24 protein-coding genes are annotated in these 26,005 nt (G+C 64.4%); 4 read left to right on the top strand and 20 right to left on the bottom strand.

Features of this window, described 5'->3' with window-relative positions; all coding sequences use genetic code 11:
- Positions 1-5: 5 nt before the first annotated feature.
- From ispG to ndk, 4 genes are all read right to left on the bottom strand, one after another.
- Positions 6-1,337, bottom strand: a complete 1,332-nt coding sequence (gene ispG, locus ACOCG7_RS18470) for a flavodoxin-dependent (E)-4-hydroxy-3-methylbut-2-enyl-diphosphate synthase (protein ID WP_244744333.1) — start codon at positions 1,335-1,337, stop codon at positions 6-8.
- An 86-nt stretch (positions 1,338-1,423) separates the two neighbouring features.
- A complete protein-coding gene (locus tag ACOCG7_RS18465; RefSeq protein ID WP_073427587.1) occupies positions 1,424-2,533 on the bottom strand; it encodes a helix-turn-helix domain-containing protein in 1,110 nt (369 codons plus the stop codon).
- 216 nt (positions 2,534-2,749) lie between these two features.
- Positions 2,750-3,901 carry a 23S rRNA (adenine(2503)-C(2))-methyltransferase RlmN gene (rlmN, locus tag ACOCG7_RS18460; RefSeq protein WP_073427703.1) on the bottom strand — a complete coding sequence of 384 codons (1,152 nt, stop codon included), beginning with the start codon at positions 3,899-3,901 and terminating at the stop codon, positions 2,750-2,752.
- 162 nt (positions 3,902-4,063) lie between these two features.
- The gene (gene ndk / locus ACOCG7_RS18455; protein WP_006051306.1) at positions 4,064-4,489 is read right to left on the bottom strand and encodes a nucleoside-diphosphate kinase; all 426 of its coding nucleotides are present in this window, start codon (positions 4,487-4,489) and stop codon (positions 4,064-4,066) included.
- Positions 4,490-4,784: 295 nt separating this feature from the next.
- On the opposite strand from ndk, the gene ACOCG7_RS18450 reads away from it, so the two are divergent.
- A complete protein-coding gene (locus ACOCG7_RS18450; protein WP_073427585.1) occupies positions 4,785-5,483 on the top strand; it encodes a Bax inhibitor-1/YccA family protein in 699 nt (232 codons plus the stop codon).
- 109 nt (positions 5,484-5,592) lie between these two features.
- On the opposite strand, the gene ACOCG7_RS18445 is transcribed toward ACOCG7_RS18450, so the two are convergent.
- From ACOCG7_RS18445 to ACOCG7_RS18400, 10 genes are all read right to left on the bottom strand, one after another.
- Positions 5,593-6,366 (bottom strand): MBL fold metallo-hydrolase, encoded by a 774-nt coding sequence (locus ACOCG7_RS18445; protein ID WP_073427584.1) that lies wholly within the window; start codon positions 6,364-6,366, stop codon positions 5,593-5,595.
- A gap of 7 nt (positions 6,367-6,373) precedes the next feature.
- Positions 6,374-7,513 (bottom strand): outer membrane protein assembly factor BamC, encoded by a 1,140-nt coding sequence (gene bamC, locus ACOCG7_RS18440; protein ID WP_073427583.1) that lies wholly within the window; start codon positions 7,511-7,513, stop codon positions 6,374-6,376.
- Between the two features lie 130 nt (positions 7,514-7,643).
- The gene (dapA, locus tag ACOCG7_RS18435) at positions 7,644-8,570 is read right to left on the bottom strand and encodes a 4-hydroxy-tetrahydrodipicolinate synthase (RefSeq protein WP_073427582.1); all 927 of its coding nucleotides are present in this window, start codon (positions 8,568-8,570) and stop codon (positions 7,644-7,646) included.
- Between the two features lie 43 nt (positions 8,571-8,613).
- Positions 8,614-9,219 (bottom strand): class I SAM-dependent methyltransferase, encoded by a 606-nt coding sequence (locus ACOCG7_RS18430; protein ID WP_114163466.1) that lies wholly within the window; start codon positions 9,217-9,219, stop codon positions 8,614-8,616.
- 16 nt (positions 9,220-9,235) lie between these two features.
- On the bottom strand, positions 9,236-10,438 hold the full coding sequence (locus ACOCG7_RS18425) for a tryptophan--tRNA ligase (RefSeq protein WP_073427581.1): 1,203 nt from the start codon (positions 10,436-10,438) through the stop codon (positions 9,236-9,238).
- Positions 10,439-10,444: 6 nt separating this feature from the next.
- Positions 10,445-11,107: a site-2 protease family protein gene (locus ACOCG7_RS18420; protein WP_083083371.1), complete on the bottom strand. Its 663-nt coding sequence runs from the start codon at positions 11,105-11,107 to the stop codon at positions 10,445-10,447.
- Positions 11,108-11,154: 47 nt separating this feature from the next.
- Positions 11,155-11,790, bottom strand: coding sequence for an L-threonylcarbamoyladenylate synthase (locus tag ACOCG7_RS18415; protein ID WP_073427579.1), 636 nt, complete (start codon positions 11,788-11,790; stop codon positions 11,155-11,157).
- A gap of 154 nt (positions 11,791-11,944) precedes the next feature.
- On the bottom strand, positions 11,945-12,775 hold the full coding sequence (locus tag ACOCG7_RS18410; RefSeq protein WP_073427578.1) for a 3',5'-nucleoside bisphosphate phosphatase: 831 nt from the start codon (positions 12,773-12,775) through the stop codon (positions 11,945-11,947).
- Between the two features lie 103 nt (positions 12,776-12,878).
- Positions 12,879-13,763, bottom strand: a complete 885-nt coding sequence (locus ACOCG7_RS18405) for an alpha/beta fold hydrolase (RefSeq protein WP_244744336.1) — start codon at positions 13,761-13,763, stop codon at positions 12,879-12,881.
- Between the two features lie 86 nt (positions 13,764-13,849).
- Positions 13,850-14,743 (bottom strand): ferritin-like domain-containing protein, encoded by an 894-nt coding sequence (locus ACOCG7_RS18400; protein ID WP_073427576.1) that lies wholly within the window; start codon positions 14,741-14,743, stop codon positions 13,850-13,852.
- A gap of 344 nt (positions 14,744-15,087) precedes the next feature.
- Between ACOCG7_RS18400 and ACOCG7_RS18395 the strand changes: the two genes are divergently transcribed.
- The 3 genes from ACOCG7_RS18395 to ACOCG7_RS18385 all read left to right on the top strand — a co-directional run bounded on the left by ACOCG7_RS18395 (position 15,088) and on the right by ACOCG7_RS18385 (position 17,195).
- Positions 15,088-15,612 (top strand): gamma carbonic anhydrase family protein, encoded by a 525-nt coding sequence (locus ACOCG7_RS18395; protein ID WP_083083368.1) that lies wholly within the window; start codon positions 15,088-15,090, stop codon positions 15,610-15,612.
- 63 nt (positions 15,613-15,675) lie between these two features.
- Positions 15,676-16,626: an Hsp33 family molecular chaperone HslO gene (gene hslO, locus ACOCG7_RS18390; protein ID WP_073427574.1), complete on the top strand. Its 951-nt coding sequence runs from the start codon at positions 15,676-15,678 to the stop codon at positions 16,624-16,626.
- Positions 16,627-16,814: 188 nt separating this feature from the next.
- Positions 16,815-17,195, top strand: coding sequence for a hypothetical protein (locus ACOCG7_RS18385; protein WP_073427573.1), 381 nt, complete (start codon positions 16,815-16,817; stop codon positions 17,193-17,195).
- A 113-nt stretch (positions 17,196-17,308) separates the two neighbouring features.
- On the opposite strand, the gene ftsB is transcribed toward ACOCG7_RS18385, so the two are convergent.
- From ftsB to ACOCG7_RS18355, 6 genes are all read right to left on the bottom strand, one after another.
- Positions 17,309-17,740, bottom strand: a complete 432-nt coding sequence (ftsB, locus tag ACOCG7_RS18380; RefSeq protein WP_073427572.1) for a cell division protein FtsB — start codon at positions 17,738-17,740, stop codon at positions 17,309-17,311.
- A gap of 118 nt (positions 17,741-17,858) precedes the next feature.
- Positions 17,859-19,142 (bottom strand): phosphopyruvate hydratase, encoded by a 1,284-nt coding sequence (gene eno, locus ACOCG7_RS18375; protein WP_073427571.1) that lies wholly within the window; start codon positions 19,140-19,142, stop codon positions 17,859-17,861.
- Between the two features lie 172 nt (positions 19,143-19,314).
- Positions 19,315-20,169 carry a 3-deoxy-8-phosphooctulonate synthase gene (kdsA, locus tag ACOCG7_RS18370; RefSeq protein WP_073427570.1) on the bottom strand — a complete coding sequence of 285 codons (855 nt, stop codon included), beginning with the start codon at positions 20,167-20,169 and terminating at the stop codon, positions 19,315-19,317.
- Entirely contained in the window at positions 20,166-21,839 is a 1,674-nt protein-coding gene (locus ACOCG7_RS18365; RefSeq protein ID WP_073427569.1) for a CTP synthase, read from the bottom strand. The genes kdsA and ACOCG7_RS18365 overlap by 4 nt, the downstream gene beginning before the upstream one ends.
- 249 nt (positions 21,840-22,088) lie before the next feature.
- A complete protein-coding gene (locus ACOCG7_RS18360) occupies positions 22,089-22,886 on the bottom strand; it encodes an alpha/beta fold hydrolase (RefSeq protein ID WP_073427568.1) in 798 nt (265 codons plus the stop codon).
- A 125-nt stretch (positions 22,887-23,011) separates the two neighbouring features.
- Positions 23,012-25,945, bottom strand: a complete 2,934-nt coding sequence (locus tag ACOCG7_RS18355) for a DNA internalization-related competence protein ComEC/Rec2 (RefSeq protein ID WP_244744338.1) — start codon at positions 25,943-25,945, stop codon at positions 23,012-23,014.
- Between the last annotated feature and the right edge of the window lie 60 nt (positions 25,946-26,005).

Here is a 26,005-nt window from a genome sequence, read left to right as displayed (position 1 = left end):
GATGTTTAATTGAGTGCTTCGGCGCGACCTGCTTCGACACGACCGTAGCGGCGCTCGACGTAGTCACTCACGATTTGCTGGAATTCTTGCGCGATGTTCTCGCCGCGCAGCGTCTTGACCTTCTCGCCGTCGATGAACACCGGCGCGGCCGGATTTTCGCCCGACCCCGGCAAACTGATGCCGATGTTCGCCTGCTTCGATTCGCCCGGTCCGTTGACGATGCAGCCCATCACCGCGACGTGCATCTTTTCGACGCCAGGATATTGGTCGCGCCACACCGGCATCTGCGTGCGCAGATACGTCTGGATTTGCGACGCCAATTCCTGGAACAGCGTGCTCGTGGTCCGGCCGCAACCGGGGCACGCGATCACCATCGGCGTGAACGAACGCAGTCCCATTGTCTGCAAAATTTCCTGGCCGACGATCACTTCGCCCGTGCGCGACGCGCCCGGTTCAGGCGTCAGCGAAATGCGGATCGTGTCGCCGATGCCTTGCTGCAGCAACACGGACAACGCCGCCGTCGACGCCACGATGCCTTTCGAACCCATGCCCGCTTCGGTCAGGCCGAGATGCAGTGCGAATTCGCAACGGCGCGCGAGTTCGCGGTACACGGCGATCAGATCCTGCACGCCGCTGACCTTGCACGACAGAATGATCTTGTTGCGCGCGAGACCGAGTTCGACCGCGCGCTCGGCGGAACCGATCGCCGACTGGATCAGCGCTTCGTACATCACGCTCTGCGCTTCCCACGGCGTGGAGCGCGCGGCGTTTTCGTCCATCATCTTCGCGAGCAGGTCCTGATCGAGACTGCCCCAGTTGACGCCGATACGCACCGGCTTGTCGTACTTCACCGCCGCTTCGATCATCTGCGCGAACTGCGTATCGCGTTTCGCGCCGTGACCGACGTTGCCCGGATTGATACGGTATTTCGACAGCGACTCCGCGCACGCCGGGTAATCGCGCAGCAGCAAATGACCGTTGTAGTGAAAATCGCCGACGAGCGGCACGGACACGCCCATGCGGTCGAGCTGCTCGCGCACGGCCGGCACGGCCGCAGCTGCTTCCGGCGTGTTCACGGTGATGCGCACCAGTTCGGAACCGGCTTGCGCCAGCTCCTTGATCTGGATCGCGGTGCCGATAGCGTCAGCGGTGTCCGTATTGGTCATCGACTGGATACGCACCGGCGCATCGCCGCCGATCGTGACGAGCTGGCCGCCCCAACGGACGTCCACCGCGTGCGACTTGCGCCGCGCCGCCTGGCCGCCGAACACCGGCTCGTTCGAAACTATCTTGCTACTGGATTGGGATTGAGCTTCGGATTGCATCGAAAGACCCATTTACGCCGCATGCGCCACGCAAAAGACGTCGCGCCTGAATTGAAAAAGCGCCGCAGGCCTGTTGGCCGCGGCGTATACCGTATCTGTCAAGGCAGCGCGAAACGCGCCACATTTCCCTTGGCCGCCGCGTACTTCGACGGATCGACCGGCTGACCGTCGAGTGTCAACGACTCAAGACCCGCCTTGTTGCCGACCGTGACCTTGAAAGGGGGCACGCCCGTCACTTCCTTCCTGTCGCCCGCACGCACGATGCCAGAGAATACTTCCTTGCCATCCTGGCCGCGCACGCTGAACCAACTGTCTTGCGTCACGCGCAGCGCGACTAGCGCAGCGCCCGCAGGCACCGCCGCTGCCATCGACGCGCTCGCGACGGCCGCGGCCGGTGCGCTTGCGCTCGGCGCAACCGCCGCTTGAGCCTGCGAAGCCACCTTTGGCGGCGCCGCTGTTGCCGTAACGGGCGGCACGGAAGACGCCGTCGTGCCGGTTGTCAGCGGCGCGGGCATCGGCGTGGCCGACGCAGCGCTCTCCGCCGCGACCTGCGTTTGCGGCGCGACTGCAGGCTCTTCCGCCGTTGCCTCCGAACCCGCCGGCTGGCCTTGCGCCACCGCGCCCGATGCACCGGTCACGCCACCGGCGGCGCCGTTCGCGCTGGCCTTCAAGCGCGCGAGCCACGCCGACGAATCGCCCCCATTGGTATGCCACATGGCGAGCGCAATCACCGCGACGACCACCGCCGCCACGCCCCACAGCCACGAGCGGCTCTTTTGCCCGCCACCGCCGAGCGATAACGACACCCGGCCGCGCGGCAAATCCTTGCCAGACGACGCCGGCATCGACAGATCCGGCGCAGGCACGCCTTTCTCGCGGCGCAAAACCTGCGTAAATGGCGTGGGATCGGCGCCGAGCATCTTCGCGTAGCTGCGCACCACGCCGAGCGCGAAGGTCGTATCCGGCAGATGGCTGATGTCACCCGATTCGAGCGCGCGCAGTTTGGCAGCGGACACTTTCAGACGCGCCGATACATCTTCGATCGTCCAGCCTTTCGATTCGCGCAACTGGGTCAAGCGCGCGCCCACCGCCGCCAACGAATCCAGGCCCGGTTGCACCGCAGGCTGTGCCACCGTCCGAGCGACCGGCGCCGGATGGGCTTCGTTCATGTCTGTGTCGTGCGGCTGCGGGTGCTGCGGCTCACTCATCCCAAATCCTTTAGCGTCGATTCTTTTTCACTTGTGCGCCCGGACGGGCTAAAGCCTCTCGCCCGAATCGCAGACCGTTTATAACAAAATGTGCGGCCCCATGTGCCGCTTCCGATCGCTTCTGCAAACTTTCTTTTCAACCGTGACTGACGATCAGGACTTTCGCGCACTCGTGGAACTTTCCACTGAGCGCCGGCGCCCTGCCCGCCGACACGATTACACGGCGCGAACCTCGATGACCTTTGCTGCCTTCCCGGTGCGCTCAGCAAGACGCGTGCGATCTTTCACCGCACCGGCCAACTGACCGCAGGCAGCGTCGATATCATCGCCGCGTGTCTTACGCACCGTGGTGACGACGCCCGCGTCCATCAACACTTGTGCAAACCGCTTGATCTGTTCCGGCTTCGAGCGGATGAGGCCCGACTCCGGGAACGGATTGAACGGAATCAGGTTGAATTTGCACGGCACGTCGCGCGTCACGGCCAGCAGTTCGCGTGCTTGCGCCTCGCTGTCGTTCACGCCGTCGAGCATGCAATATTCAAACGTAATGAAATCGCGCGGCGCGACTTTCAGATAGCGCTGGCAAGCCGCCATCAGTTCGCGCAGCGGATACTTCTTGTTGAGCGGCACCAGCATGTCGCGCAGCGGATCGCTAGGCGCATGCAGCGAGACCGCGAGCGCGACCGGCAGATCGGCGCCGAGACGGTCCATCATCGGCACCACGCCCGAGGTCGACAACGTGACGCGCCGACGCGACAGGCCGTATGCGTTGTCGTCGAGCATCAGGCGCATGGCGGGCACCACCGCGTCGTAATTGAGCAACGGCTCGCCCATGCCCATCATCACGACGTTCGTGACGACGCGCTCGCCCTTGCCGTCGCCGCCCGTGGCCCGGCCGCCTGCCGTGCCGCGCGACGCGCGCAGCGCAAATTCAGCCATGCGCAACTGGCCGATGATTTCGCCGGTGGTGAGATTGCGGGAGAACCCCTGTTTGCCGGTCGAACAGAAACGGCAATTGACCGCGCACCCCGCTTGCGACGACACGCACAGCGTACCGCGCGTTTCCTCGGGGATGAAAACGGTTTCGACCGCATTGCTGTTGCCGACGTCGATCAGCCACTTGCGTGTGCCGTCGGTCGAAATGTGGTCGCTGACGATGCCCGGCATCGAGATCGTGGCGCGCCCCTTGAGCTTTTCGCGCAAGGACTTCGCCAGATCGGTCATGCCGTCGAAATCGGCTGCGTTGTACTGGTGAATCCAGCGCTGCAATTGTTTGGCGCGAAACGGCTTCTCGCCCAGACTGTCGCAATAGGCGACAAGCCCTTGGGCGTCTAGGTCGAGAAGGTTGACGGTGGGACTGCTCGTCATGTCGAATCCTGCCATTTCAGTGCGAGACTGCGTTCATGCAACAAGCTGCATGAACGCAATGCCGTTCGCGCCCATTCCTGCTGCTTTTACCTTACTACTTTGCCAGGCGATTCGTGCGATTAATCCAGACCGGCTGCACGGATCGCACGGCGCAAATCTGCATCAACGCGAATAGACGTTCACTTGCGGGAAGAAGAACGCGATCTCGACCGCAGCCGTTTCAGCGGCGTCCGAACCGTGCACCGCGTTAGCGTCGATGCTGTCGGCGAAGTCAGCACGGATCGTGCCCTTTTCCGCCTTCTTCGGGTCGGTCGCGCCCATCAGATCACGATGCTTCAGGACGGCGTTTTCGCCTTCCAACACTTGCACGACCACCGGACCCGAGATCATGAACTCGACCAGATCCTTGAAGAACGGGCGTGCGGCGTGCACAGCGTAGAACTTCTCCGCGTCGGCGCGCGACAGGTGGACCATGCGCGAAGCCACGATCTTCAGGCCTGCGTTTTCGAAACGGCTGTAGATCTGGCCGATCACGTTCTTGGCCACTGCGTCCGGCTTGATAATCGACAAAGTGCGTTCGATCGCCATAAAAACTCCAAAAAATTAAGAGGTTACAGATTCAAATGAATCCGCTATTGTAGCATGTTCCCATGTATGATTGCGATTGAACCCTTACAGCATTGAAAGGCTTCAAGCAGGAGTTCCGGAATGCTGATAGCGTAGGCCTTGTTGGAGATTTCGAGGCCATTGAAACTCCTCGCCACCGCGCCAATCTTAGGAATGAACACCGCGCGACCGGCGGCAAAATCCGGCAGGCACTGCACGATTCGGTACACCCGCTGTACAACCACTACGCAACACGCTTCTGACGTAAGGAGAGACCATGAACGAACATCCGTATAGCTTTGGCCGCACTGGCGCGGTCAGCACAGTCGAAACGCGTAACCGCGTGCTACGGAACACCTACTGGCTGCTGGCGCTGTCCATGATTCCGACAGTGCTGGGCGCGTGGGTTGGCCTCGCTACCGGTTTCTCGCTGTTCGCCGCCACCAGCCCCGCCATGAGCATGCTGGCGTTCTTCGCGATCGCCTTCGGCTTCATGTTCGCCATCGAGAAGACCAAAGACAGCGCTGTCGGCGTCTTTGTGCTGCTCGGCTTCACGTTCTTCATGGGCCTGATGCTGTCGCGCATCCTCGGCTTCGTGCTCGGTTTCTCGAATGGGCCGTCGCTGATCATGCTCGCCTTTGGTGGCACTGGTGTGATCTTTGCCTCGATGGCAACGATCGCCACGGTCAGCAAGCGCGACTTCTCGGGTCTCGGCAAGTGGCTCTTCATGGGCGTGATCGTGCTGCTGCTCGCTTCGGTCGCGAACGTGTTCCTGCATCTGCCGGCCTTGATGCTGACGGTTTCGGTCATGGCCATCGTGATCTTCTCGGCCTACATGCTGTTCGACGTGCAGCGCGTCGTGAACGGTGGTGAAACGAACTACATCACCGCTGCGCTCGCGATCTACCTGGATCTTTACAACGTGTTCGTCAACCTGCTGGCGCTGCTTGGTATTTTCGGCGGCAACCGCAACTAAAGATGATTCGAGGCGCGGCGCCCAAAACGCCCGCCTTGGAAAAAAGCCCATAACGAGCGATCGTTATGGGCTTTTTCAATGCAGCGTCCGCACGCGGCTCAGATGCGCGTCACAGACTCAGCCACGCAAAGCCTTCGTCCTGCGAAGCCACCACCACTTCGGCGGGCTCCGAGCCCAGCACACCCGCCATCGCGGCTTGTGCCAGTTCCGGCAAGTTGTTTTGCTGGCTCAGATGCGCGGCTACCAGGTGACGCAAGCGCGACCGGTCGAGCGACGCCAGAATCTCCGCCGCCGCGTCGTTGTTCAAATGCCCGTGATTGCCGCCGATTCGCGCCTTCAGCGATTGCGGATAGCGGCTGCCCGCCAGCATTCGCAGATCGTGATTACACTCGAGCACTAGCGCGTCGCAGCCGCTCAGCACCGAACTGATATGCGGCGTCGAAGTGCCGACATCGGTCAGCACGCCGAGCCGGCTGGCGCCGTTCGAGAACACATATTGCAGCGGCTCCCGGGCGTCGTGCGGAACGGTGTAAGGGAGGATCCCGAGGTCGCCGATTGCCACCGCCTCGTCGCCCCACAGCACCTGCAGGTCGACATCGGCTTCGTCCGCGCCCACTGCGCGGGCGGTGCCCCAGCTCATGTACAGCGGAATCGACCACTTGCGCGCCAGTGTCAGCGCGCTGCCGATGTGGTCGCTGTGTTCGTGCGTGATGAGAATGGCGTCGAGGGCCTCAGCGCTCGCGCCGAGCCGCGCCAAACGCCGCTCGACTTCCTTGGCCGAGAAGCCGCAGTCGAGCAACACGCGCGTGGTTGTGGCGCCGCTGCGCGCTTCGACCAGCAACGCATTCCCTTCACTGCCGCTGCCAAGACTCGCGAACCTCACGGCCCGCTTAATTCAGTTGCGCGTGCAGCAGCGTCACGATGCGTTGCGCGTCGGACGAGTTGTCCACTTGTCCGTTCGCGTCCAGCACCGCGACCTGCGTCACGCTGTCGCCCTTGGAGCGCACATTGACGAGGAATTCCTGACCCGGCTTCTTCGACGAACTGCCGCTGTAGAACAGCTTGCCGAACAGCCCCTCCTTCTTCAGTTCCTGCATCGAATCCGCGTAACGCACGTAGTAGATCCCCTTTGCGCGGTCGCGGTTGTCGACGGTGAAGTTGGTGCGGTCGAGCGCAAGGCCCACACGCAGCCATGCACGGTCGAACGATTCCTGCAGATCGAGCGTCGACGCGCCCGCGGTCTTGTCGATTTTGGCCGGCGCGGTAGCCGGACGCGCATCGGTCAGCAGTTGCTTCGATTGCGCTTCGGTCAGGCCGAATTTCTGCATCAGCTTGGTGAGGAACAGCGCCTCCAGCGCCGGATCACGCGGACGCTCTTCCCAGCGAGACGACGTCTTGTCCTGGCCCGTCAGCATTTCTTCCATCGCGCTATGCGTGATCGAGATGTCCGTGGTGTCGGACGCACCGCGCGACACGAGCGTGCGGAAGCTGTCGCGGGTGCCCGACGAATACGCGAAGTCGATGACCTTGCCCACCGTGCGGCGGAACCAGTCGTCCGGAATATTGGCGCGATTTTCAGCCCAGTCGGTCACCAGGATGCCGGTGGCCGGCGCGTCGGTTTTCAGCGCGAAGCCGTTTTCCTGCCAGAACTCCTGCAACTGCGACCACAGTTGTTCCGGCGAGCGGCCGTCGACCACCAGCCAGCGGCGGTCGCCGTCGCGCTCGATGTGCATGCCGAACGGGTCTTGCGCGGTGGGTTGCCCTTCGGTGGCGTTGCCCGCCGCGGTGATCGCGCGTTTCGTGGCACCGCCCAGTGCCAGATTGGCGGGCGGCGCGACATAGCGCTGATCGGTCGGCGTGGTGGTGAGGTCGCCCGGAACGGCGAGCGGCGGCGCGCTGCCCGCGCCCTTGTAGTTGACGCGGTCGGAAGCGAACCAGTCGTTCAGCGTGTCACAGCCGGCGAGCGTCGTGAGGGCAAGCGCCAGCGCCGCCATGCGGGTTGCGTGGAGGGAAAGTGCGGAACGTTTCATGAGGTCCTTCGTGATGCTGGAACGCGGTGCCTGGTTCTGTGTGCCGGGAACGTGGGCTGGATCGACGTCGGTTAAGGGGATGCCGGTGGCAGGCTTTCGTTAGCGCTGATGGGTGCCGCGGTGGGTCCGCTTAGCCCAGCAGGCCCGCTTCGCGCAGCGCGCCGCGTACCGCTTCGTGGTATTGCGCGTCGAGCGGCGTGAGCGGCAGGCGGATTCCGCCCTGCACACGACCCAGTTGCTGCAACGCCCATTTCGCGGGAATCGGATTCGATTCGATGAACAGGTTCTTATGCAGCGACAGGAGTTTGAGATGAATCTCTCGGGCGGTCCTGGCGTCCGCGGCAAGCGCGGCCTTGCACAGTTCGCTCATCGCGCGCGGCGCGACGTTCGCGGTGACCGAAATATTGCCGTGGCCGCCGAGCAGCATCAACGCGATCGCGGTGGGATCGTCGCCGCTGTAGATGCCGAAGTGCGCGGGCGCCGACTTGATCAGATGCGCGGCGCGATCGATGTTGCCGGTCGCTTCCTTCACGCCAATGATGCCCGGCACCTGCGCGCAACGCAGGATGGTTTCGTTGCTCATGTCCGCAACGGTGCGGCCGGGCACGTTGTACAGGATGACCGGCAGATCGACGGTTTCCGCGATCTTCGTGAAGTGGCGATAGATGCCTTCCTGGGTCGGCTTGTTGTAGTACGGCACGACTTGCAGCGTGGCGTCCGCGCCCACTTCCCTCGCCTGCTGCGTGAGTTCGATCGCCTCGGTGGTGGAATTGCCGCCCGAGCCCGCGATCACCGGAATCCGGCCCGCCGTGTGCTCGACCGCCGTCTTGACCATCAGCACGTGTTCCTCGACCGATAGCGTGGCCGATTCGCCGCTCGTGCCGACCACGACCAGCGCATTCGTGCCCTCCGCGATATGCCAGTCGATCAGTTTGCGAAACGCCGGCAGATCGAGGCTGCCGTCTTCAAGCATGGGGGTGATGATGGCGGGAATGCTGCCGCGAATCCGGACCCCGTCGTTGCTGCCTGTATTGCCGCTCTGGTTGCCGTTAGTCATGAAACGCCATGAATTTGATCAGGTAAACCGCGATTGTAGCGGATTAGCCAGCCAACTCGTAACAAGGCGGGGGTGCCGCCTGCGCGGTGTCGACTGAGCGCTCCGCTTCGAGAATTGCGCAAATCCGCTGGACGTAAGCCGGACGCGGCTGCGCGAGAAAACCATCTTGAAACGCGACCACCCGCAGGCGGCCCCGGACCACATCGAGCAGTTCTCCGGGCGCGAGCAGGAACGCGGGATTAGAGGGCTTGCCGATGCTTTCGTTTCCTTGCGCGAAGGTCTCGTAAACCAGTACGCCGCCGGGCACGAGCAAGTTCAGAAGCTGCGGAAAAAGCGGCCGATGCAGGTAGTTCGTCACGACGACAGCGGCGAACTTCGCGTCGTCCGACAAAGGCCATGCGGCGCCCTCGAGGTCGGCGGCGAACGTCGTGATGAGCGGCTCGTCGCGCATCGTGTCGAGCGCCACTGCGTCGCGGTCGATTGCCGTCACCGGATGACCCCGCGACGCAAAAAAGCGCGCATGCCGCCCGGCTCCCGATGCCACGTCCAGCACGGCGCCGCCCGCCGCGACCAGGTGCGCCCAATGGCGCACCCACTGCGACGGCTCGCCGTTTCCGTGCGATGGCGGCGAGACGGCCGGCGTATTCATCGCTTGCACCCGCCGCTCAGTTGTATGACAGACCCATCGCTTCCCGCACGTCGCGCATCGTTTCGGTGGCGAACTTGCGGGCCTTGTCGCAGCCGTCGGCGACGATCGCGCGCAACAGCGACGGATCGTCCATGTACTTCTGCGCGCGTTCGAGCATGGGCTGCTGTTCGCGCAGGATGCCTTCGATCACCGGCTGCTTGCACTCGAGACAACCGATGCCGGCCGTCCGGCAGCCCTTCTGCACCCACTCGTGCGTGGCTTCGTCCGTGTAGACCTGGTGCAGTTGCCACACCGGGCATTTGTCCGGGTCGCCCGGATCGGTGCGGCGCACGCGCGCCGGGTCGGTCGGCATGGTGCGGACTTTTTTCGTGATCGTTTCCGCGTCTTCGCGCAGGCCGATCGTATTGCCGTATGACTTCGACATTTTCTGGCCGTCGAGACCCGGCATGCGCGACGCCTCCGTGAGCATGGCCTGCGGCTCGACGAGGATGATCTTGCGCGACCCTTCGAGGTAGCCGAACAGCCGCTCGCGGTCGTTCATCGACAGACTCTGCGACTCCTGCAACATCGCGCGCGCCTGTTCGAGCGCTTCGTCGTCGCCTTCCTGCTGGTAGGCATTGCGCAACTCGTGATACAGCTTCGCGCGCTTGCCGCCGAGCTTCTTCGCCGCTTCGCTGGCCTTTTCCTCGAAGCCCGGCTCACGGCCGTACAGGTAGTTGAAACGGCGCGCGATTTCACGCGTCATTTCGACGTGCGGCACCTGATCTTCACCGACCGGCACGAGCGAGCCGCGGTACAGCAGAATGTCCGCCGCCATCAGCACCGGATAGCCGAGGAAGCCGTAAGTGGACAGGTCCTTGTCCTTCAGCTTCTCCATCTGCTCCTTGTAGGTCGGCACGCGTTCGAGCCAGCCGAGCGGCGTGCTCATGCCGAGCAGCAGCGCCAGTTCCGCGTGCTCGGGCACCTTGCTCTGGATGAACAGCGTGGCCTGCGCCGGATCGATGCCGGAGGCGAGCCAGTCGATCAGCACGTCCCAGACGTTCTTTTCGATCACTTCGGGCGTTTCGTAGTGCGTCGTCAGCGCGTGCCAGTCGACCACGCAGAAGAAACACGGGTATTCGGACTGCAGCCGCACCCAGTTTTTCAGCACGCCGTGATAGTGGCCGAGGTGCAGTGACCCGGTGGGCCGCATGCCGGAGAAGATACGGTCTGGGAACATGGTTATTTAAAAAAGCGAAACGAGTGGAGTCAGAATTGCGGTAATCGCAGCGTAGCCGATCGTGACGAGCGGGCTCAACCAGTAACGCGTCAGCGTGCCCGTCATCACCAGCGCCATCACGATGAAAAAACCGTAGGGCTCGAGGCGCGACAGCGCGATCGATTGCCGCGGCGGCAACAGCGCCATCAGCACCCGGCCGCCGTCGAGCGGCGGCAGCGGAAACAGGTTGAGCACGCCGAGCACGAGGTTCACGCCGACGCCCGCGCCCGCCATGCGCGTGAGAAACGGCTCCTCGACGCTCAGCACCGCGAGCGCGACGCCGAACAGGCCCCAGATCAGCGCCTGCACGAAATTGCATCCTGGACCCGCCGCCGCCACCCACAGGCTGCCCCAGCGCGGATTGCGCAAGTTGCCGAAGGCGACCGGCACGGGCTTCGCGTAACCGAACATGAAGGCGCCACTGGTGGCAAAGTACAACAGCAGGGGAATCGCGATCGTGCCGAGCGGGTCGATGTGCCGCATCGGATTGATGGAGACGCGGCCGAGCACGTACGCGGTATTGTCGCCGAGCCAGCGCGCGACGTAACCATGGGCGGCTTCGTGCAGCGTGATCGCGAAAATCACCGGCAGCGCGTACACCGCAATGGTCTGTATCAGGGAAGAATCCATATCTCGCTATTGTAACAACGCGGTTGCGTGCGTCTGTCCGCTTTCGTTCATGCCGTTTCTTCGAGACCGAATGGCGCGAGAGAACCGCGCCCGGCTCGCACCAGCACCGGTTCGGCGCCGCTCAGATCGATCACCGTGGACGGTTCGCACACGCACGGGCCGCCGTCGATTACCAGATCCAGTTGTTTTTCCAGCCGCGCGCGAATGTCCTCCGGGTCGTTCAGCGGCTGCGTTTCGCCCGGCATGATCAGCGTGGAGCCGAGCAGCGGCTGGCCGAGCTCCTCGAGAATCGCCAGCGTGATCGCGTGCTCGGGCACCCGCAGGCCGATGGTCTTGCGCGACGGATGCGACAGGCGCCGCGGCACTTCCTTGGTGGCCTGCAAGACGAACACGTAGGGACCCGGCGTCACCGATTTGATCAGCCGGTACTGCCGGTTGTCGACCATCGCGAAATTCGCCAGCTCCGAGAGGTCGCGCACCAGCAGCGACAGCAACTGCTTTTCGTCGAGCCCGCGAATGCGCCGCAGGCGTTCGACCGCGTTCTTGTCGTCGAGATGGCAGGCGAGCGCGTAGCTCGAATCCGTCGGCAACGCGACCACGCCGCCATCGTTGATGATCTGCACGGCCTGCTTGACGAGCCGCGGCTGCGGGTTGTCAGGATGAAGCCGAAAGTATTGGGACATGATGACTAACCATGGCTACGGATGACTGCGAACGGAAACCGGATGCGAAGCAGACAGAGAAGCGGACAGAGAAGCGGACGAACAAGCGGACGAAAGCACGCGCCAGGGGCGGCCGGCTTTCGCGCGTATCGTGCCGCCGCGGCACGGCGCGCGATCACAGCCAGCGTTCCCAGACGGGCTTGAGATCGGAAGGCAGCGGCGGCAGCGTGCCGAGGTCGACGCGGCCTTCGCCGGGTGCGTGGAAATCGGAGCCGCGCGACGCCTCGAAGCCGAAACGGCGCGCGACATCCGCATATTCGCGGTATTGATCGGGCGTATGACTGCCCGTCACCACCTCGATCGCCTTGCCGCCCAGATCGATGAATTCGGCGAAAAACGCGTCGAATTCGACCGGCGAATAGTCGTAGCGGCCCGGGTGCGCAATGACCGCCTCGCCGCCCGCGGCCCGAATCCAGCCCACCGCGTCGGCCAGTTTGGCCCAGCGATGCGGCACATAGCCGGGCTTGCCGTCGCCGAGAATACGGGTGAACACGTCTTGCGTGGAACTGGCGTAGCCGTTTTCGACCATGAAGCGCGCGAAATGCGTGCGCGAAATCATGTCCGGATTCGACACGTACTTGAGCGCGCCCTGGTAGGCGTCGGGAATGCCGAGCGTGGCCAACTGTTCGCCGATCGCCTCGGCACGCGCGGCGCGGCCGTTGCGGGTGCGCGCGAGACCGTCGATCAGAACCGAACTGGTGGGATCGATGCCGAGCCCGACGATATGCACCGTGCGCGAGGCCCACGTAACCGAAATTTCCACACCGCTCAGGTAGCCCATGCCGAGCGCTTCCGCCGCGCTGCGCGCCTCTTGCTGGCCGCCCAGTTCGTCGTGGTCGGTCAAGGCCCACAGCGTCACACCGCCCGCGTGCGCGCGGCGCGCGACGTCGGCCGGCGCGAACTGGCCGTCGGAGACAGTGGAGTGGCAGTGGAGGTCGGCGTTCATCAGTGTCTTGAAAAAGTTCAGCGCTCATTTTACTGCAACGCAGTAAGTGAACGCGGAGCTATCTCGCGCCGCCGTGCCTCATCCCCCGGATTTTTGGAGGCGTCTACGCGCAAAACCCTTCGATCAGCGCAGCCACCTGCTCCGGCTGGTCGTGATGCACCATGTGCCCCGCTTCGTCGATGATCTTCTCGCGCCAGTCCGGGAAAGCCTGAAAGCGCGCCTTGAACTCGTCGAGCGGAATGTCGCCGGCGATCTGCGCGAGCGTTGGCGAGTTGGCGGCTTCAACGTGCAGCACTTTGGCACTGACCTTGCGCCAGACGGCCATGACTTCGTCGAGGCGATACAGCGTCGGGCCGCGCAGCTTGTGCGCCGGATCGGCGAGCAGCATGAAGCGCCCTTCGGCGTCCGGCTTCGACCAGTGCTGCGCGAGAAACCGCGCGCGCCGCGGATCGAGCCGCGGGTTGGTCTTGATCAGCCGCCCGGCGACCTCGTCGAGCGACGCGTAGCGCTTCAAATGTGGCGGATCGCGCAACTCGTCGAGCCAGTGACGCAGCCGGCCAGGCGCTTGCGCCGGGTGCGACGGTGCGAGGCCGAAGCCTTCGAGGTCGATCACGCGCCGCACCCGCTCCGGCCGCACGCCCGCATAGATGCACGCGATGTTCGCGCCCATGCTGTGGCCGACCAGATTCACTTCGCCGGTTGGCGCATAGTGGTCGAGCAATGCGTCCAGATCGGCCAGATAGTCCGGAATCCAGTAGTTGCCGCCGCCATGCTCCGCCACCGGCCAGTTGGACAGGCCGAAGCCGCGCATGTCCGGCGCGATCACCTGCCAGTCGCCGCCGAGCGCATCGACGACGAACTGGAAGGACGCCGCCACGTCCATCCAGCCGTGCAGCATGAACAGCATGGGCGCACGCGGACTGCCCCAGCGCCGCACATGCAGACGGATGCCGCGCACGGCGATGAATTCGGATTGGGAGAGAGTCATGAACGGCGCACCCGGAAAAGAATGGTCGTTCGATTATAGCGAGATAGCCGGCGCGGCGTCTGCCGATTGGGGAACGGGTCGCTCCGTCAGTCGTCCTCTGCGGGCGCAACAGGCGCGGGAGCGTCGAGGCCCGCCAGCGCGGCCAGTTCCGCTTCATCGAACCCTGCGTCGCGGCGCGCCTCGAAATTGAACGGGCCACGTAGTTTCGGTGCGTGATACTGGTCGGCGAGACGCGTGTAAGTCGCGTGCGGATCGAGGCCACCCTGGTCGCACAAGTAACGGAACCAGCGATTGCCGATCAGTACGTGGCCGATTTCGTCGCGCAGGATCACGTCGAGAATCGCCGCGGACGCCTGATCGCCCGCTTGTTGCAGCCGCGCGCGGATCGGCGGCGAGGCGTCGAGGCCGCGCGCTTCCAGCGTGCGCGGCACCAGCGCCATGCGCGCCAGCACGTCGCCACGCGTGCGCTCGCACATGTCCCACAGGCCATCGTGCGCGGGGAAATCGCCGTAAACGTGGTCGTATTCCGCGAGGCGCGCGACGAGCAGCGAGAAGTGATACGCCTCCTCTGCGGCGACCTTGAGCCAGTCCGCGTAGAAGTCGGCGGGCATGCCCGCGAAGCGCCACACGGCGTCGAGCGCGAGGTTGATCGCGTTGAATTCGATGTGCGCGAGCGCGTGCAGCAGAACGGCGCGCCCTTGCGGCGATTGCATGCTGCGTCGCCCCAGCTTGCGCGGCTCGACCAGTTCGGGCCGCTCCGGACGGCCCGGCAGGCCCGCCGGCTCTTCGAGTTCGAGGTCCGGCGAGCATGCGAGGCTGCCGTCGAGCACGGCGGCGTACAGCGCACGGGTGGCGGCCGTCTTCGCGACTGGATCGGTTTCGCGCAATGCGGCGAGCGCCGCCGTGCGTGCGCATCGAGCCCGGTTCGCGGCGTTGGAGGCGAGCGGCATGGAGGAAGCGGACGGAGCGGCGCGAATCATGGCAAGCGGATCGGCAAAGGGAACGGCAGTTGGACTGCGGTGGAGAGGATGACAGCGGGACCCGGAAAGGAGCGAAGGAAAGCCAAATCCGGGATCCAAGGCGAGGTCCAAAACGCTGGCTCACGGACACAACCGGCGACACGCGTAACAGTGGCGCACAACAGGAAGACACGGCCTGTGACCCTCGCACTTCCCTGCCCGCCTCGCCAGGCACCCGAATCACACAACCGTTTACAATACTCGATTCGACCATCCGACGCGCTCGTTGCGTTGGCGACACGCGCCGATTCAGGCAGCTTTCAGCCCGCCGCACCGCGCATGGCGACCGATCAAGAGGAGACACTGTGACGATTTACAAGCTTGGCGAAGCCGCCCCGACCATCCACGAAAGCGTGTTCGTCGCGGATTCGGCGAACATCATCGGCAACGTGACGCTCGGGGAAAATTCGAGCGTGTGGTTCGGCGCGACGATTCGCGGCGACAACGAGCCGATCACCATCGGCGCGGGCAGCAACGTGCAGGAAAACGCGGTGCTGCACACCGACCCCGGCTTTCCGCTGAAGATCGAGGCGAACGTGACCGTCGGCCACCAGGTCATGCTGCATGGCTGCACGATCAAGGAAGGCTCGCTGATCGGAATTCAGGCGGTGGTCTTGAATGGCGCGGTGATCGGCCGCAACTGTCTGGTCGGAGCGGGCGCCATCGTCACGGAAGGCAAGGTGTTTCCCGACAATTCGCTGATTCTCGGCGCGCCCGCCAAAGTGGTGCGCGAACTGAGCGAGACGGATATCGCCAATATGCAGCGCGGCACGGCAAGCTATGCCGAACGCCGCGAGTATTTCAAGGCGCAGCTCGTGCGTATCGGCTAAACAGCCGGAGCGCGGGCGCGCACGGCGCGGCATTAGGCCGCGTCATTCGACCGAGGAAAAGTTGTGAGCGACCAGTTGCAAAAATTCATGTTCAGCGCGGCGCCGGTGCGCGGCGAGATCGTTTCGCTGCGCAATACGTGGCAGGAAGTGCTGACGCGGCGCGAGTACCCGGCGCCCGTGCGGACGATTCTCGGCGAGATGATGGCCGCGTGCGCGCTGCTGTCGGCGAATCTGAAGTTCGACGGCACGCTCATCATGCAGATTTTCGGCGACGGCCCGGCCAGAATGCTGGTGGTGCAGTGCAGTTCCGATCTGTCGATGCGCGCCACCGCGAAGCTGTCCGGCGAAGCGGGCGACGCGATCGGCGACGCCACGTCGCTGATCGAACTGGTCAACGCAGGCGGCCACGGCCGCTGCGTGATTACGTTGGACCCGCGCGACAAGCAGCCGGGCCAGCAGCCGTATCAAAGCATCGTGCCGCTGTCGGGCGTGGACGGACCGCTCAAGTCGATGGCCGAAGTGCTCGAACATTACATGCATCACTCGGAACAGCTCGACACGCGCCTGTGGCTCGCCGCGAACACCGAGCGCGCGGTCGGCATGCTGCTGCAAAAGCTGCCGGGCGACGGCGGCATCGTTCCGCATCCGGGCGAACTGGACGCCGATACGTGGGAACGCGTCTGCACGCTGGGCGGCACGCTGTCGCAAGACGAGTTGCTGAAGGAAGAGCCGGAAACGGTGTTCCGTCGCCTCTTCTGGCAGGAAAACGTCCAGCATTTCGAGCCGGCCACGGCGCGCTTCGAATGCTCCTGTTCGCGTGAAAAAGTCGGCGCGATGCTCAAGATGCTGGGCCGCGAGGAAGTGGATGGCGTGATCGAAGAGCGCGGTCATGTGGAGATCCATTGCGAATTCTGCAACCAGCGCTACGAATTCGACCCGGTCGACGTGGCGCAACTTTTCGTCGCGAATGCCCTCTCGCAAGGAGTGACGCCGGCCACCGAACAACGGCATTGAACGCCCACCGGCGCGGGCGTGACGCCCGCCCCACGGCAACGCGTGTCACTTGTCCACGGCAGCAAACTACCGCGCCGTCCGCTGTCTTTTCAAGGCTCGGGCGGCGCGGTATCTTTGATCATTGCGTCGTGTCATTGGCGGCCACGCCCGCATGTTTTGCTTAGGCATCCGACCGGCGGAGATCGAACATGAACCACCTCACTTCGTTGATACGTTCGGCGCGCACCTGTGCCGTATTGGCGGTTATTGGCGGCAGCGTTGCGCTAGCCGGCTGCGTGATGGACCCACCAGGCCCCTCGCCAATTTATAGCCGCTTGCCCGCCGACCAGTCAGGCATGGGCAACAACGCCCAGCCGCTTACGCAGGAAGAGCGTCAACGCTATGACGCCATCGATCAACAGGTGATGGCCGAGCAGAACCAGGCCATTGCCGCGGAAAACGCCGCGCAGGCGTGGTCGCGTTATTACTCGCCGCCCGTCAGCGTGTACGGCAGCTATTACGGCGGTGGGTGGGGGCACGGCTGGGGAACGGGTGTCGGCGTCGGTTACGGGCCGTACTGGGGCTGGTAAGACGAGTCCAATGCAACGAGGCAATGCGAAGAGTCAATCGCGGTGCGTTGCGGGCGGGTTCGAGTGACGACGGCTCGATACGACGACTGAGCGCGACAACCCGGTGCCACGGCTCAGTGCGGGGCCGTCTTCTCTTTCGCGGTCTTGCTCCCGCGCTTTCTATCCGGCCTGGCGCGAGATTCCGGATTGGGCACCATATGCAGCGGTGCGCTCGACATCTCACCACGCGTGGAAGTCGTCACTGAAGGTGTGTTCGCGGTCGGCAACGGCGCATTCGGCGAGACGAACTGCACGAACACCTCGCTGTCCTTGACCATGCCCATTTCGTAGCGCGCCCGCTCTTCCACCGCGGCCGTGCCGTTCTGCAAATCTTGCACTTCTCCCTGAATACGCTCGTTGCGCAGCTTCGCATCGACGTTCTTCTGCTGTTGCTGCGCCAGTTGCTGCTGCAACTCGTGCACGCGCAACCAGCCGCCGTGCCCCCACCAGAGCGGGTACTGGATCAATACCAGTAGAACGATCAGGACAGCAGTGACAAGCCGCATGAAGTAAGCACAATAAATACGCGCCGCCCTGCGCTATACGCAGGGCGGCGAGGTCAATCAGGAACGAAGGATAACCGGCTCATCGGTTAGCGCAATCAGTTTGGCTACCTGCAGTCATTTAGCGCAGATTGTAGAACGCCGACTTGCCCGGATAGCTGGCGATATCGCCGAGGTCTTCTTCGATACGCAGCAACTGGTTGTACTTCGAGATACGGTCCGAGCGCGACAGCGAACCGGTCTTGATCTGGCCGGCATTCAGGCCGACTGCGATATCCGCGATAGTCGAATCTTCGGTTTCGCCCGAACGGTGCGAGATCACGGCCGTGTAGCCTGCGCGCTTCGCCATTTCGATCGCCGCGAACGTTTCCGTGAGCGTGCCGATCTGGTTGATCTTGATCAGGATCGAGTTGGCGATGCCCTTCTCGATGCCTTCCTTCAGGATGCGCGTGTTGGTGACGAACAGGTCGTCGCCCACCAGTTGGATCTTCTTGCCGAGCTTGTCGGTCAGCAGCTTCCAGCCGGCCCAGTCGCTTTCGTGCATGCCGTCTTCGATCGACACGATCGGGAATTTATCCGCGAGCGTGGCGAGGTAGTCGGTGAATTCCGCCGACGACAGTTGCAGGCCTTCGCCGGCCAACTGGTACTTGCCGTCGTGATAGAACTCGCTTGCCGCGCAGTCGAGCGCGAGCAGCACGTCTTCGCCGGCACGGTAGCCCGCTTTCTCGATAGCTTGCAGGATGGTGGACAGGCATTCGTCGTTGCTGCCGAAGTTCGGCGCGAAGCCGCCTTCATCGCCGACTGCCGTGCTCATGCCGCGGTCGCTCAGGATCTTCTTCAGTGCGTGGAACACTTCGGCGCCGCAGCGCAGCGCTTCGCGGAAAGTCGGCTGGCTGACCGGCACGATCATGAATTCCTGGATGTCCAGGCTGTTGTTCGCGTGCGCGCCGCCGTTGACGATGTTCATCATCGGCACCGGCAGTTGCATCGCGCCCGAACCGCCGAAGTAGCGGTACAGCGGCAGGCCGGCTTCTTCGGCGGCGGCCTTCGCGACGGCCATCGAAACGGCCAGCATCGCGTTCGCCCCGAGGCGCGATTTGTTGTCCGTGCCGTCGAGTTCCAGCAGTGTCTTGTCGAGGAAAGCCTGCTCGGAAGCGTCGAGGCCCATGATCGCTTCGGAGATTTCGGTGTTGATGTGCTCGACGGCCTTCAGCACACCCTTGCCGCTATAACGGCCGGTTTCGCCGTCGCGCAGTTCGATGGCTTCACGCGAACCCGTGGAAGCGCCCGACGGCACCGCGGCGCGGCCCATCGTGCCCGACTCGAGCAGCACGTCGCATTCGACGGTGGGGTTGCCTCGCGAATCGAGAATCTCTCGACCGATGATATCTACGATAGCACTCATGGTTTCCTCAAGAAATGACGTTGAATTCTTTACTGTGACACTGTATCTGGCGCAGGCCGGTCTCCCCGGCAGACAACTCGCGCACCGATACGTTCGACGACCATTGCGTGCATGTGCCGCGTGCCGACGGGCAGATCATGCACGCGAGGCATGACACGCCGCGCATGCTGAATCAGTTGAAATCGCTTTCGAGGAACGGCGCGCGCTTGACGGCCTGGTCGAGCGTGACAAGCGTTTCCAGCAATTCGGCCATGCGGTGCAGCGGCACGGCGTTCGGGCCGTCCGATTTGGCTTCCGAAGGCTTGGGATGCGTCTCCATGAAGAGCCCCGACACGCCCACCGCCACCGCGGCACGCGCCAGCACCGGCACGAATTCGCGCTGACCGCCCGAGCTCGTGCCCTGCCCGCCCGGCAATTGCACCGAGTGGGTGGCGTCGAACACGATCGGCGCGTTGGTTTCGCGCATGATCGCGAGCGAGCGCATGTCCGACACCAGATTGTTATAGCCGAACGACACGCCGCGTTCGCACGCCATGAAGCGGTCTTCGGAGAGGCCCGCTTCACGCGCCGCGTCGCGCGCCTTGTCGATCACGTTCTTCATGTCGTGCGGCGCGAGGAACTGGCCTTTCTTGATGTTGACCGGTTTGCCCGAGCGCGCGCAAGCATGGATGAAGTCCGTTTGACGGCACAGAAAAGCCGGCGTTTGCAACACATCGACCACCGACGCGACCTGCTCGATCTCGTGCTCGGCGTGAACGTCGGTGAGCACGGGCAGACCAAGCTGGCGCTTCACTTCGGACAGGATACGCAGGCCTTCGTCCATGCCCAAGCCGCGGAACGACTTGCCGCTGCTGCGATTGGCCTTGTCGTACGACGATTTGTAGATGAACGGAATGTTCAGCTTCGCGCAGATTTCCTTGAGGCGGCCGGCCGTGTCGATCGTCATCTGTTCGGATTCGACGACACAGGTGCCCGCGATCAGGAAAAACGGCTTGTCGAGCCCAATTTCGAAATCGCCCAGTTTCATGCTTGCTCTCCGACTTCCTTTTCCACGCGCGACTGCTGATGCGCGAGCGCCGCTTCCACGAACGACTTGAAGAGCGGATGGCCGTCACGCGGCGTGGAGGTGAATTCCGGGTGGAACTGCACGCCGACGAACCACGGGTGCATGCCGCGCGGCAATTCCATCATTTCCGGCAGATCTTCACTCGGCGTGCGGGCGCTGATAACAAGGCCGCCGGCTTCGAGCTGGGGCACGAAGCGGTTATTGACCTCGTAGCGATGACGGTGACGCTCGTTCACGTCCTTGCCGTAGATCTCTTCGGCCATCGTGCCGGGCTTGATCGGGCAACGTTGCGAACCGAGGCGCATCGTGCCGCCCAGGTCCGATTCCTCGGTACGCTTTTCGACGCGGCCTTCGCGGTCGTACCACTCGGTGATCAGCGCGACCACGCGGTTTTCGGTTTCCTGGTCGAACTCGGTGCTGTTCGCACCCTTCAGACCCACCACGTCGCGGGCGAATTCGATCACGGCCAGTTGCATGCCGAGGCAGATGCCGAGATACGGCACCTTGGCTTCGCGCGCATAGCGGATCGCGGCGATCTTGCCCTCGGTGCCGCGACGGCCGAAGCCGCCCGGCACGAGCACCGCGTCGAGATGCCTGAGGCTTTCGACGCCCTTCGTCTCGATCTCTTCCGAATCGATGTATTCGATGTTCACGCGGGTCGCCGTATGCATCGACGCATGGCGCAGCGCTTCGATCAGCGACTTGTACGACTCGGTCAGATCGACGTACTTACCGACCATGCCGATCGTGACTTCGTGCTGCGGATTCTCGAGCTTCTCGACGAGCCTCGACCACATGGACAGATCGGCCGGCTTCGGCGTGAGCTTGAGTTCCTCGCAAATGATCGCGTCCAGACCCTGGTCGTGCAGCATCTGCGGAATCTTGTAAATGCTGTCCGCGTCCCACACGGAAATCACCGCGTCTTCGGGCACGTTCGAGAACATCGAGATCTTCGCGCGTTCGTCGTCTGGAATGCGGCGGTCGGCGCGGCACAGCAGCACGTGCGGCGAGATGCCGATTTCACGCAGCTTCTGCACGCTGTGTTGCGTGGGCTTGGTTTTCAGTTCGCCGGCGGTGGCGACCCACGGCACCAGCGTGAGGTGCACGAAGCACGCGCTGTTGCGGCCCATGCGCAGGCTCATTTGACGCGCGGCCTCGAGGAACGGCAGCGATTCGATGTCGCCCACGGTGCCGCCCACTTCGACGATCGCGACGTCCGGCTCGCCGCACGTCGCGGAAGCCGCGCCGCGTTCGATGAACGCCTGGATTTCATTCGTGATGTGCGGGATGACCTGCACCGTCTTGCCGAGATAATCGCCGCGGCGTTCCTTGCGGATCACCGATTCGTAGATCTGGCCCGTGGTGAAGTTGTTGGCCTTGCGCATCTTCGTGCTGATGAAGCGCTCATAGTGGCCGAGGTCGAGGTCGGTCTCCGCTCCGTCTTCCGTCACGAACACTTCGCCGTGCTGAAACGGGCTCATCGTGCCGGGGTCGACGTTGATGTAGGGATCGAGCTTGAGGAGGGTGACTTTGAGACCGCGCGATTCGAGGATCGCGGCGAGGGAAGCGGCGGCAATACCCTTGCCGAGGGAAGATACTACGCCGCCGGTGACGAAAACATATTTGGTCATCGCTGGATGCTCGCGGGAAAAACGGATTATACCGTAAAGCAGGGCCCCAACCCCAGCAAAATCCGAGCGGCCTGCACGACCAGGGAGGCCGCGGCGGCGGCAATCGGCGCGCGCCGATCTTGCACCGTTTCACGGCGATATGAAGCGCGAGGCGCGTTGGGCTCGTCAGTCGCGGAGCTAACCTCACTGTCATCGCCCGGCATCGCAACGGTATCTCCATGCGCCGGCCAACCCGCCTACAGCGTCAAATCACCGCTCCAGCTCACGCAACATTCGCTGCACCGCGCGCGCGGTTTCGATCGGCTTTTCCATCGGATAGAGATGGCTGCCCTCGATCCATTCCAGATGACTGCCGGTCGCGCGGCGGGTTGCATCGAGACCGGCCTGGCGGATTTCCTTCGAACGCGTGCCGGCGATGAACCCCACCGGCACCGGCGCGCCGCGCGCGAGCCGCGCGCCGAGCGTGTGCGGCAAGGTCCGGTAGATCTGATACTCGGTGCGGCGGTCGAACGCCAGCGAACGCGAGCCGTCCGGCGAGGTTTGCGGAATGCCGAAGTCGATGTAATCGGACAGCATGCGCTCGTCCCAACGCGCGAATGCCGGCTTCGAATGGAAGTGCCGCCACGCTTCGTCGCGGCTCGCCCAATGCGTGCGGCGCGCGCGGGTGGCGGCCGCGGGCGACAGGCGCTCGTCGAGCCCGGTCCATTGCGACACGCGCAGCATGCTGCTGCGCCAGCCGGCGATCACCGGCGAATCCAGCATCACCACGCCCCTCACCCACTGCGGCTTCTTGAGCGCGGCCATCAACGACAGATAGCCGCCGAGCGAATGCCCCACCAGCCACACCGGTTGCTCGTACGAACGGCCGATGTCGTCGAGCAGCTGCTCGACCAGATGCGGCCAGTCCTGAGTCACCGGATAGCGGGTGTCGTGGCCGATGCGCTCGATCGAGCGCAGTTCGTAGTCGTCGGCGAGTTCGGCGAAGATCGTCCGGTAGGTCGACGCCGGAAAGCCATTCGCATGCGAGAAGTGAATGATGTTTTTCAACTGTGGCTCTCTCCGTTCTGTTTTCGCGCGCGGGCTTCTTGCGGCTTGCGGCCTGGCGGCATGTTTGTTCTGTGTTTGTTCGCGTTGCTCCCGCGCTTCTTCTCTTTCGTGCGGCCGGCGATCCGTCAGCGATCCATCCAGTAGCGGCGCTGCGTGTCGCGATAGCGCTCGAGCGTCAACGCGGCGCCGCTCATCGGCGCGCCGGCTTCGGCTCCGGCGTCCGGCGCGCGATCCGGGTTGACCTCGACCCGCACCGCGCCGTCCGTATCGCTGCGCCCCAGCTCGATGCGCCGCGCCTTGTAGCGCTCGAACACACCCACGTTCGGATGATGAAAACGGTTGCGATAGCCTACCTGAAATAGCGCGATGAGCGGATCGATAGAGTCGAGGAACGGCTCAGTCGACGAGGTCTTGCTGCCGTGATGCGGCACCACCAGCACCTGCGCACGCAGCGCCCCGCGATCGCGCGCGAGCAGGACGCGTTCGCCCGGCGCCTCGATATCCGCTGCCAGCAGCGCCGCCATGCGCGACCGGTCCGTTTGCACCGGCCCGGCTGACGAGCCCGCTTCGGCCAGCGCGGTCCTCACGCGCAGCACGCAGGAATGCGCGTTCGGTTTGCCTTGCAGCGGCCCGGCATTCGGCCAGAGCATCGCGAACTCGACGCCGTCCCACTGCCAGCGCTGCCCCGCCGCGCAACCCAGCGTCTCGGCGCCGCGTTCTCGCGCGTTCGACCACAGCGGATTCTCCGGCGCCAACGCCGCCACCATCTGACGCACCTCGATCGCGTCCAGCACCGCGGGCGCGCCGCCCGAATGATCCGAATCGGCGTGACTGACGATCAGCGTGTCGAGCGCCGTCACGCCATGCGCCTGCAGGAACGGCACGACGACGCGCTCGCCCGCGTGAGTCGATTCCGGACCGGGGCCCGCATCGAACAGCAGCGTGTGATGCGCCGTCTCGATCAGCACCGAGCTACCCTGTCCGACGTCCAGCGCGGTCAGACGGAAGCTGCCGTGCGGCGGCCCCGAAGGCGCCGGCAGCACAAGCGGCAGCCAGGTGAGCGGCGCAGCCCAGCGCAGCGGCCAGCCGCGCGGCGCCAGGCACCAGAGCACGCCAAGCGCCGCCGCGCCCAGCGCCCACGCGTCCGGTTGCGGCAGCCGCCACAGTGTCCACGCAGGGCCGGACAGCATCCGCAAACCCGCGGCCAGCGGATCGAGCAACGCGTGCGCGGCGCCGAACGCGTAGGCATCGAACGGTGCCGGCAGCGCGATGCCGGCCAGAACAACCGGCGTGACGAGCAGGCTCACCCACGGAATCGCGAAGGCGTTCGCGAGCGGACCGATCAGCGGAATCTGCGAGAACCAGTAGACCGTGAGCGGCGCGAGCGCGATCGTCACCGCGAACTGAACATGGGCGGCGTCGCGCAGCCGTTCGCCGCAAGCGCGAATCCAGCGGCGCGGGCCGACGCGCAGACGCGCGCACCGGGTCGCCGCCTCGCCGCCCTCGCGCTCTTCGGCGCGGCGTTGCTCGTGATCCCGCACGCGGGGCCGGCCCGACATCGCGAACAGAATCGCCGCCACGGCGCAGAACGACAACCAGAACCCCGCCGACACCACCGCCCACGGATCGACCAGCAGCACCAGCCCTAGCGCCCACGCCAGCACCATCGAACGCGCGAGGTTGCGGCCGCTGACAAACGCCAGCGCGACGACACTCGCCATCCACAGCGCGCGCTGCGCCGGCACGTTGAAGCCGGCCAGCGCCGCGTGCAGCGCGGCGAACATGGCGCCGCCCGTCACCGCGACGACCTGCGCGGGCAGATACAACGGCCAGTTGCGGCCGATGAACCCCGAGCGCCGCCACAACGCGCCCGTCAGCCAGCCCGTCAGACCCGCGACGATACCGATGTGCAAACCCGAGATCGCCACCAGATGACTCGTGCCGGTGCCGCGCATCAGCAGCCAGTCGGCGTCGCTGATCTCATCCTGTGCGCCGATGGCGAGCGCCACCACGATGCCGCGATGCGGCGCGTCGGCGAGCACTTTGTCGATGCGCGCCCGCAACGCGGCGCGCCAGCGGTCGACGGTCACGCTCACGCCGCGCGCATGGCCCGGCAAGCGCATGGCATGCGCGGGTGCGCTCACATAGCCGGTGGCGCGCACGTTGCGGGCAAGCAGGTTCGCTTCGGCATCGCGCACGCCGAAGTTCGCGTTGCCGTGCGGCCGTTTGAGCCGCACCGTCAAGCGCCAGCGCTCGCCCGGTTCGAGTAAAGGCGCCGGCGCATCGTCGGCGATCCACGACAGTTGAATTACGCGCGGGAAAGCGGCGATAGGCGCATCGGCCGATTCGACCTGGAACAGGAAGCGCGCGCCTTTCTCGCCGCGCGACGGCAAACCCTTGATCGTGCCGATCACGTCGATATGGCGGCCTTCCCAGGCGACCGGCAAGCTCACCGCGAGCCGTGCTTCCGCGCGCCAGGCCGCGTAGCCGAAGCCCGAGCAGAAGGCGGCACACCACAGGCCGCTCCAGCCGATGAACGAACGAATGGGTGTGCTGAACCGCAGCGGGTGCCCGAGCGTAGACGCGGACGCAGCCGTGTTGGCAGCGGTGGCAGTGTTTACAGCCGTGGGCGCATGGATTGCCGTGGCTGCATTTGTAGCCGTAGGCGCATTTGTAGCCGTAGCCACATGCGGGGCCGACGCTGCATTCGTAGCCGTGAACACATGCGTAGCCGAGGCCGCATTCGTAGTCGTGGACACATCCGCAGTCGTGGCCACATCCGCAGTCGTGACCACGTTCATAGCCGCGACCACATCCACACCCATTCCCGCACCCACACCCACACCCACAGCCCTTGCCGGAATCAAACCGTCATGCGCAACACCAGCCTCCTCGCCGCGCGCCCCGCCCGACGACCCACCCCGCCATCCCCAAGCCGCCACTACTAGCGCGCCGCCGCCGAGCAACGCGAGCATCCACCACTCGTGCCAATCCGGCAACGCGGCCTGCCGCTGCAACCCCATCACGCCCAACGCAAACCCGCACCACCATGCCCGCATTCGCCCTCCGCCAACCGGCGCCGGACGACGACGCGACGCTCGGCGCGCAAGCGTCGACGA

It is taken from the genome of Paraburkholderia sp. DD10, assembly GCF_049177125.1.
GTDB classification, from domain to species: domain Bacteria; phylum Pseudomonadota; class Gammaproteobacteria; order Burkholderiales; family Burkholderiaceae; genus Paraburkholderia; species Paraburkholderia terricola.
This window is presented reverse-complemented; position numbering and strand designations above follow the sequence as displayed.

Excerpts from the sequence above, each read along its gene's own strand:
- ispG (WP_244744333.1), bottom strand. The coding sequence starts at position 1,337 with ATGGGTCTTTCGATGCAATCCGAAGCTCAATCCCAATCCAGTAGCAAG.
- ACOCG7_RS18465 (WP_073427587.1), bottom strand. The coding sequence starts at position 2,533 with ATGAGTGAGCCGCAGCACCCGCAGCCGCACGACACAGACATGAACGAA.
- rlmN (WP_073427703.1), bottom strand. The coding sequence starts at position 3,901 with ATGACGAGCAGTCCCACCGTCAACCTTCTCGACCTAGACGCCCAAGGG.
- ndk (WP_006051306.1), bottom strand. The coding sequence starts at position 4,489 with ATGGCGATCGAACGCACTTTGTCGATTATCAAGCCGGACGCAGTGGCC.
- ACOCG7_RS18450 (WP_073427585.1), top strand. The coding sequence starts at position 4,785 with ATGAACGAACATCCGTATAGCTTTGGCCGCACTGGCGCGGTCAGCACA.
- bamC (WP_073427583.1), bottom strand. The coding sequence starts at position 7,513 with ATGAAACGTTCCGCACTTTCCCTCCACGCAACCCGCATGGCGGCGCTG.
- dapA (WP_073427582.1), bottom strand. The coding sequence starts at position 8,570 with ATGACTAACGGCAACCAGAGCGGCAATACAGGCAGCAACGACGGGGTC.
- ACOCG7_RS18430 (WP_114163466.1), bottom strand. The coding sequence starts at position 9,219 with ATGAATACGCCGGCCGTCTCGCCGCCATCGCACGGAAACGGCGAGCCG.
- ACOCG7_RS18425 (WP_073427581.1), bottom strand. The coding sequence starts at position 10,438 with ATGTTCCCAGACCGTATCTTCTCCGGCATGCGGCCCACCGGGTCACTG.
- ACOCG7_RS18420 (WP_083083371.1), bottom strand. The coding sequence starts at position 11,107 with ATGGATTCTTCCCTGATACAGACCATTGCGGTGTACGCGCTGCCGGTG.
- ACOCG7_RS18415 (WP_073427579.1), bottom strand. The coding sequence starts at position 11,790 with ATGTCCCAATACTTTCGGCTTCATCCTGACAACCCGCAGCCGCGGCTC.
- ACOCG7_RS18410 (WP_073427578.1), bottom strand. The coding sequence starts at position 12,775 with ATGAACGCCGACCTCCACTGCCACTCCACTGTCTCCGACGGCCAGTTC.
- ACOCG7_RS18405 (WP_244744336.1), bottom strand. The coding sequence starts at position 13,763 with ATGACTCTCTCCCAATCCGAATTCATCGCCGTGCGCGGCATCCGTCTG.
- ACOCG7_RS18400 (WP_073427576.1), bottom strand. The coding sequence starts at position 14,743 with ATGATTCGCGCCGCTCCGTCCGCTTCCTCCATGCCGCTCGCCTCCAAC.
- ACOCG7_RS18385 (WP_073427573.1), top strand. The coding sequence starts at position 16,815 with ATGAACCACCTCACTTCGTTGATACGTTCGGCGCGCACCTGTGCCGTA.
- ftsB (WP_073427572.1), bottom strand. The coding sequence starts at position 17,740 with ATGCGGCTTGTCACTGCTGTCCTGATCGTTCTACTGGTATTGATCCAG.
- eno (WP_073427571.1), bottom strand. The coding sequence starts at position 19,142 with ATGAGTGCTATCGTAGATATCATCGGTCGAGAGATTCTCGATTCGCGA.
- kdsA (WP_073427570.1), bottom strand. The coding sequence starts at position 20,169 with ATGAAACTGGGCGATTTCGAAATTGGGCTCGACAAGCCGTTTTTCCTG.
- ACOCG7_RS18365 (WP_073427569.1), bottom strand. The coding sequence starts at position 21,839 with ATGACCAAATATGTTTTCGTCACCGGCGGCGTAGTATCTTCCCTCGGC.
- ACOCG7_RS18355 (WP_244744338.1), bottom strand. The coding sequence starts at position 25,945 with ATGCGGGCATGGTGGTGCGGGTTTGCGTTGGGCGTGATGGGGTTGCAG.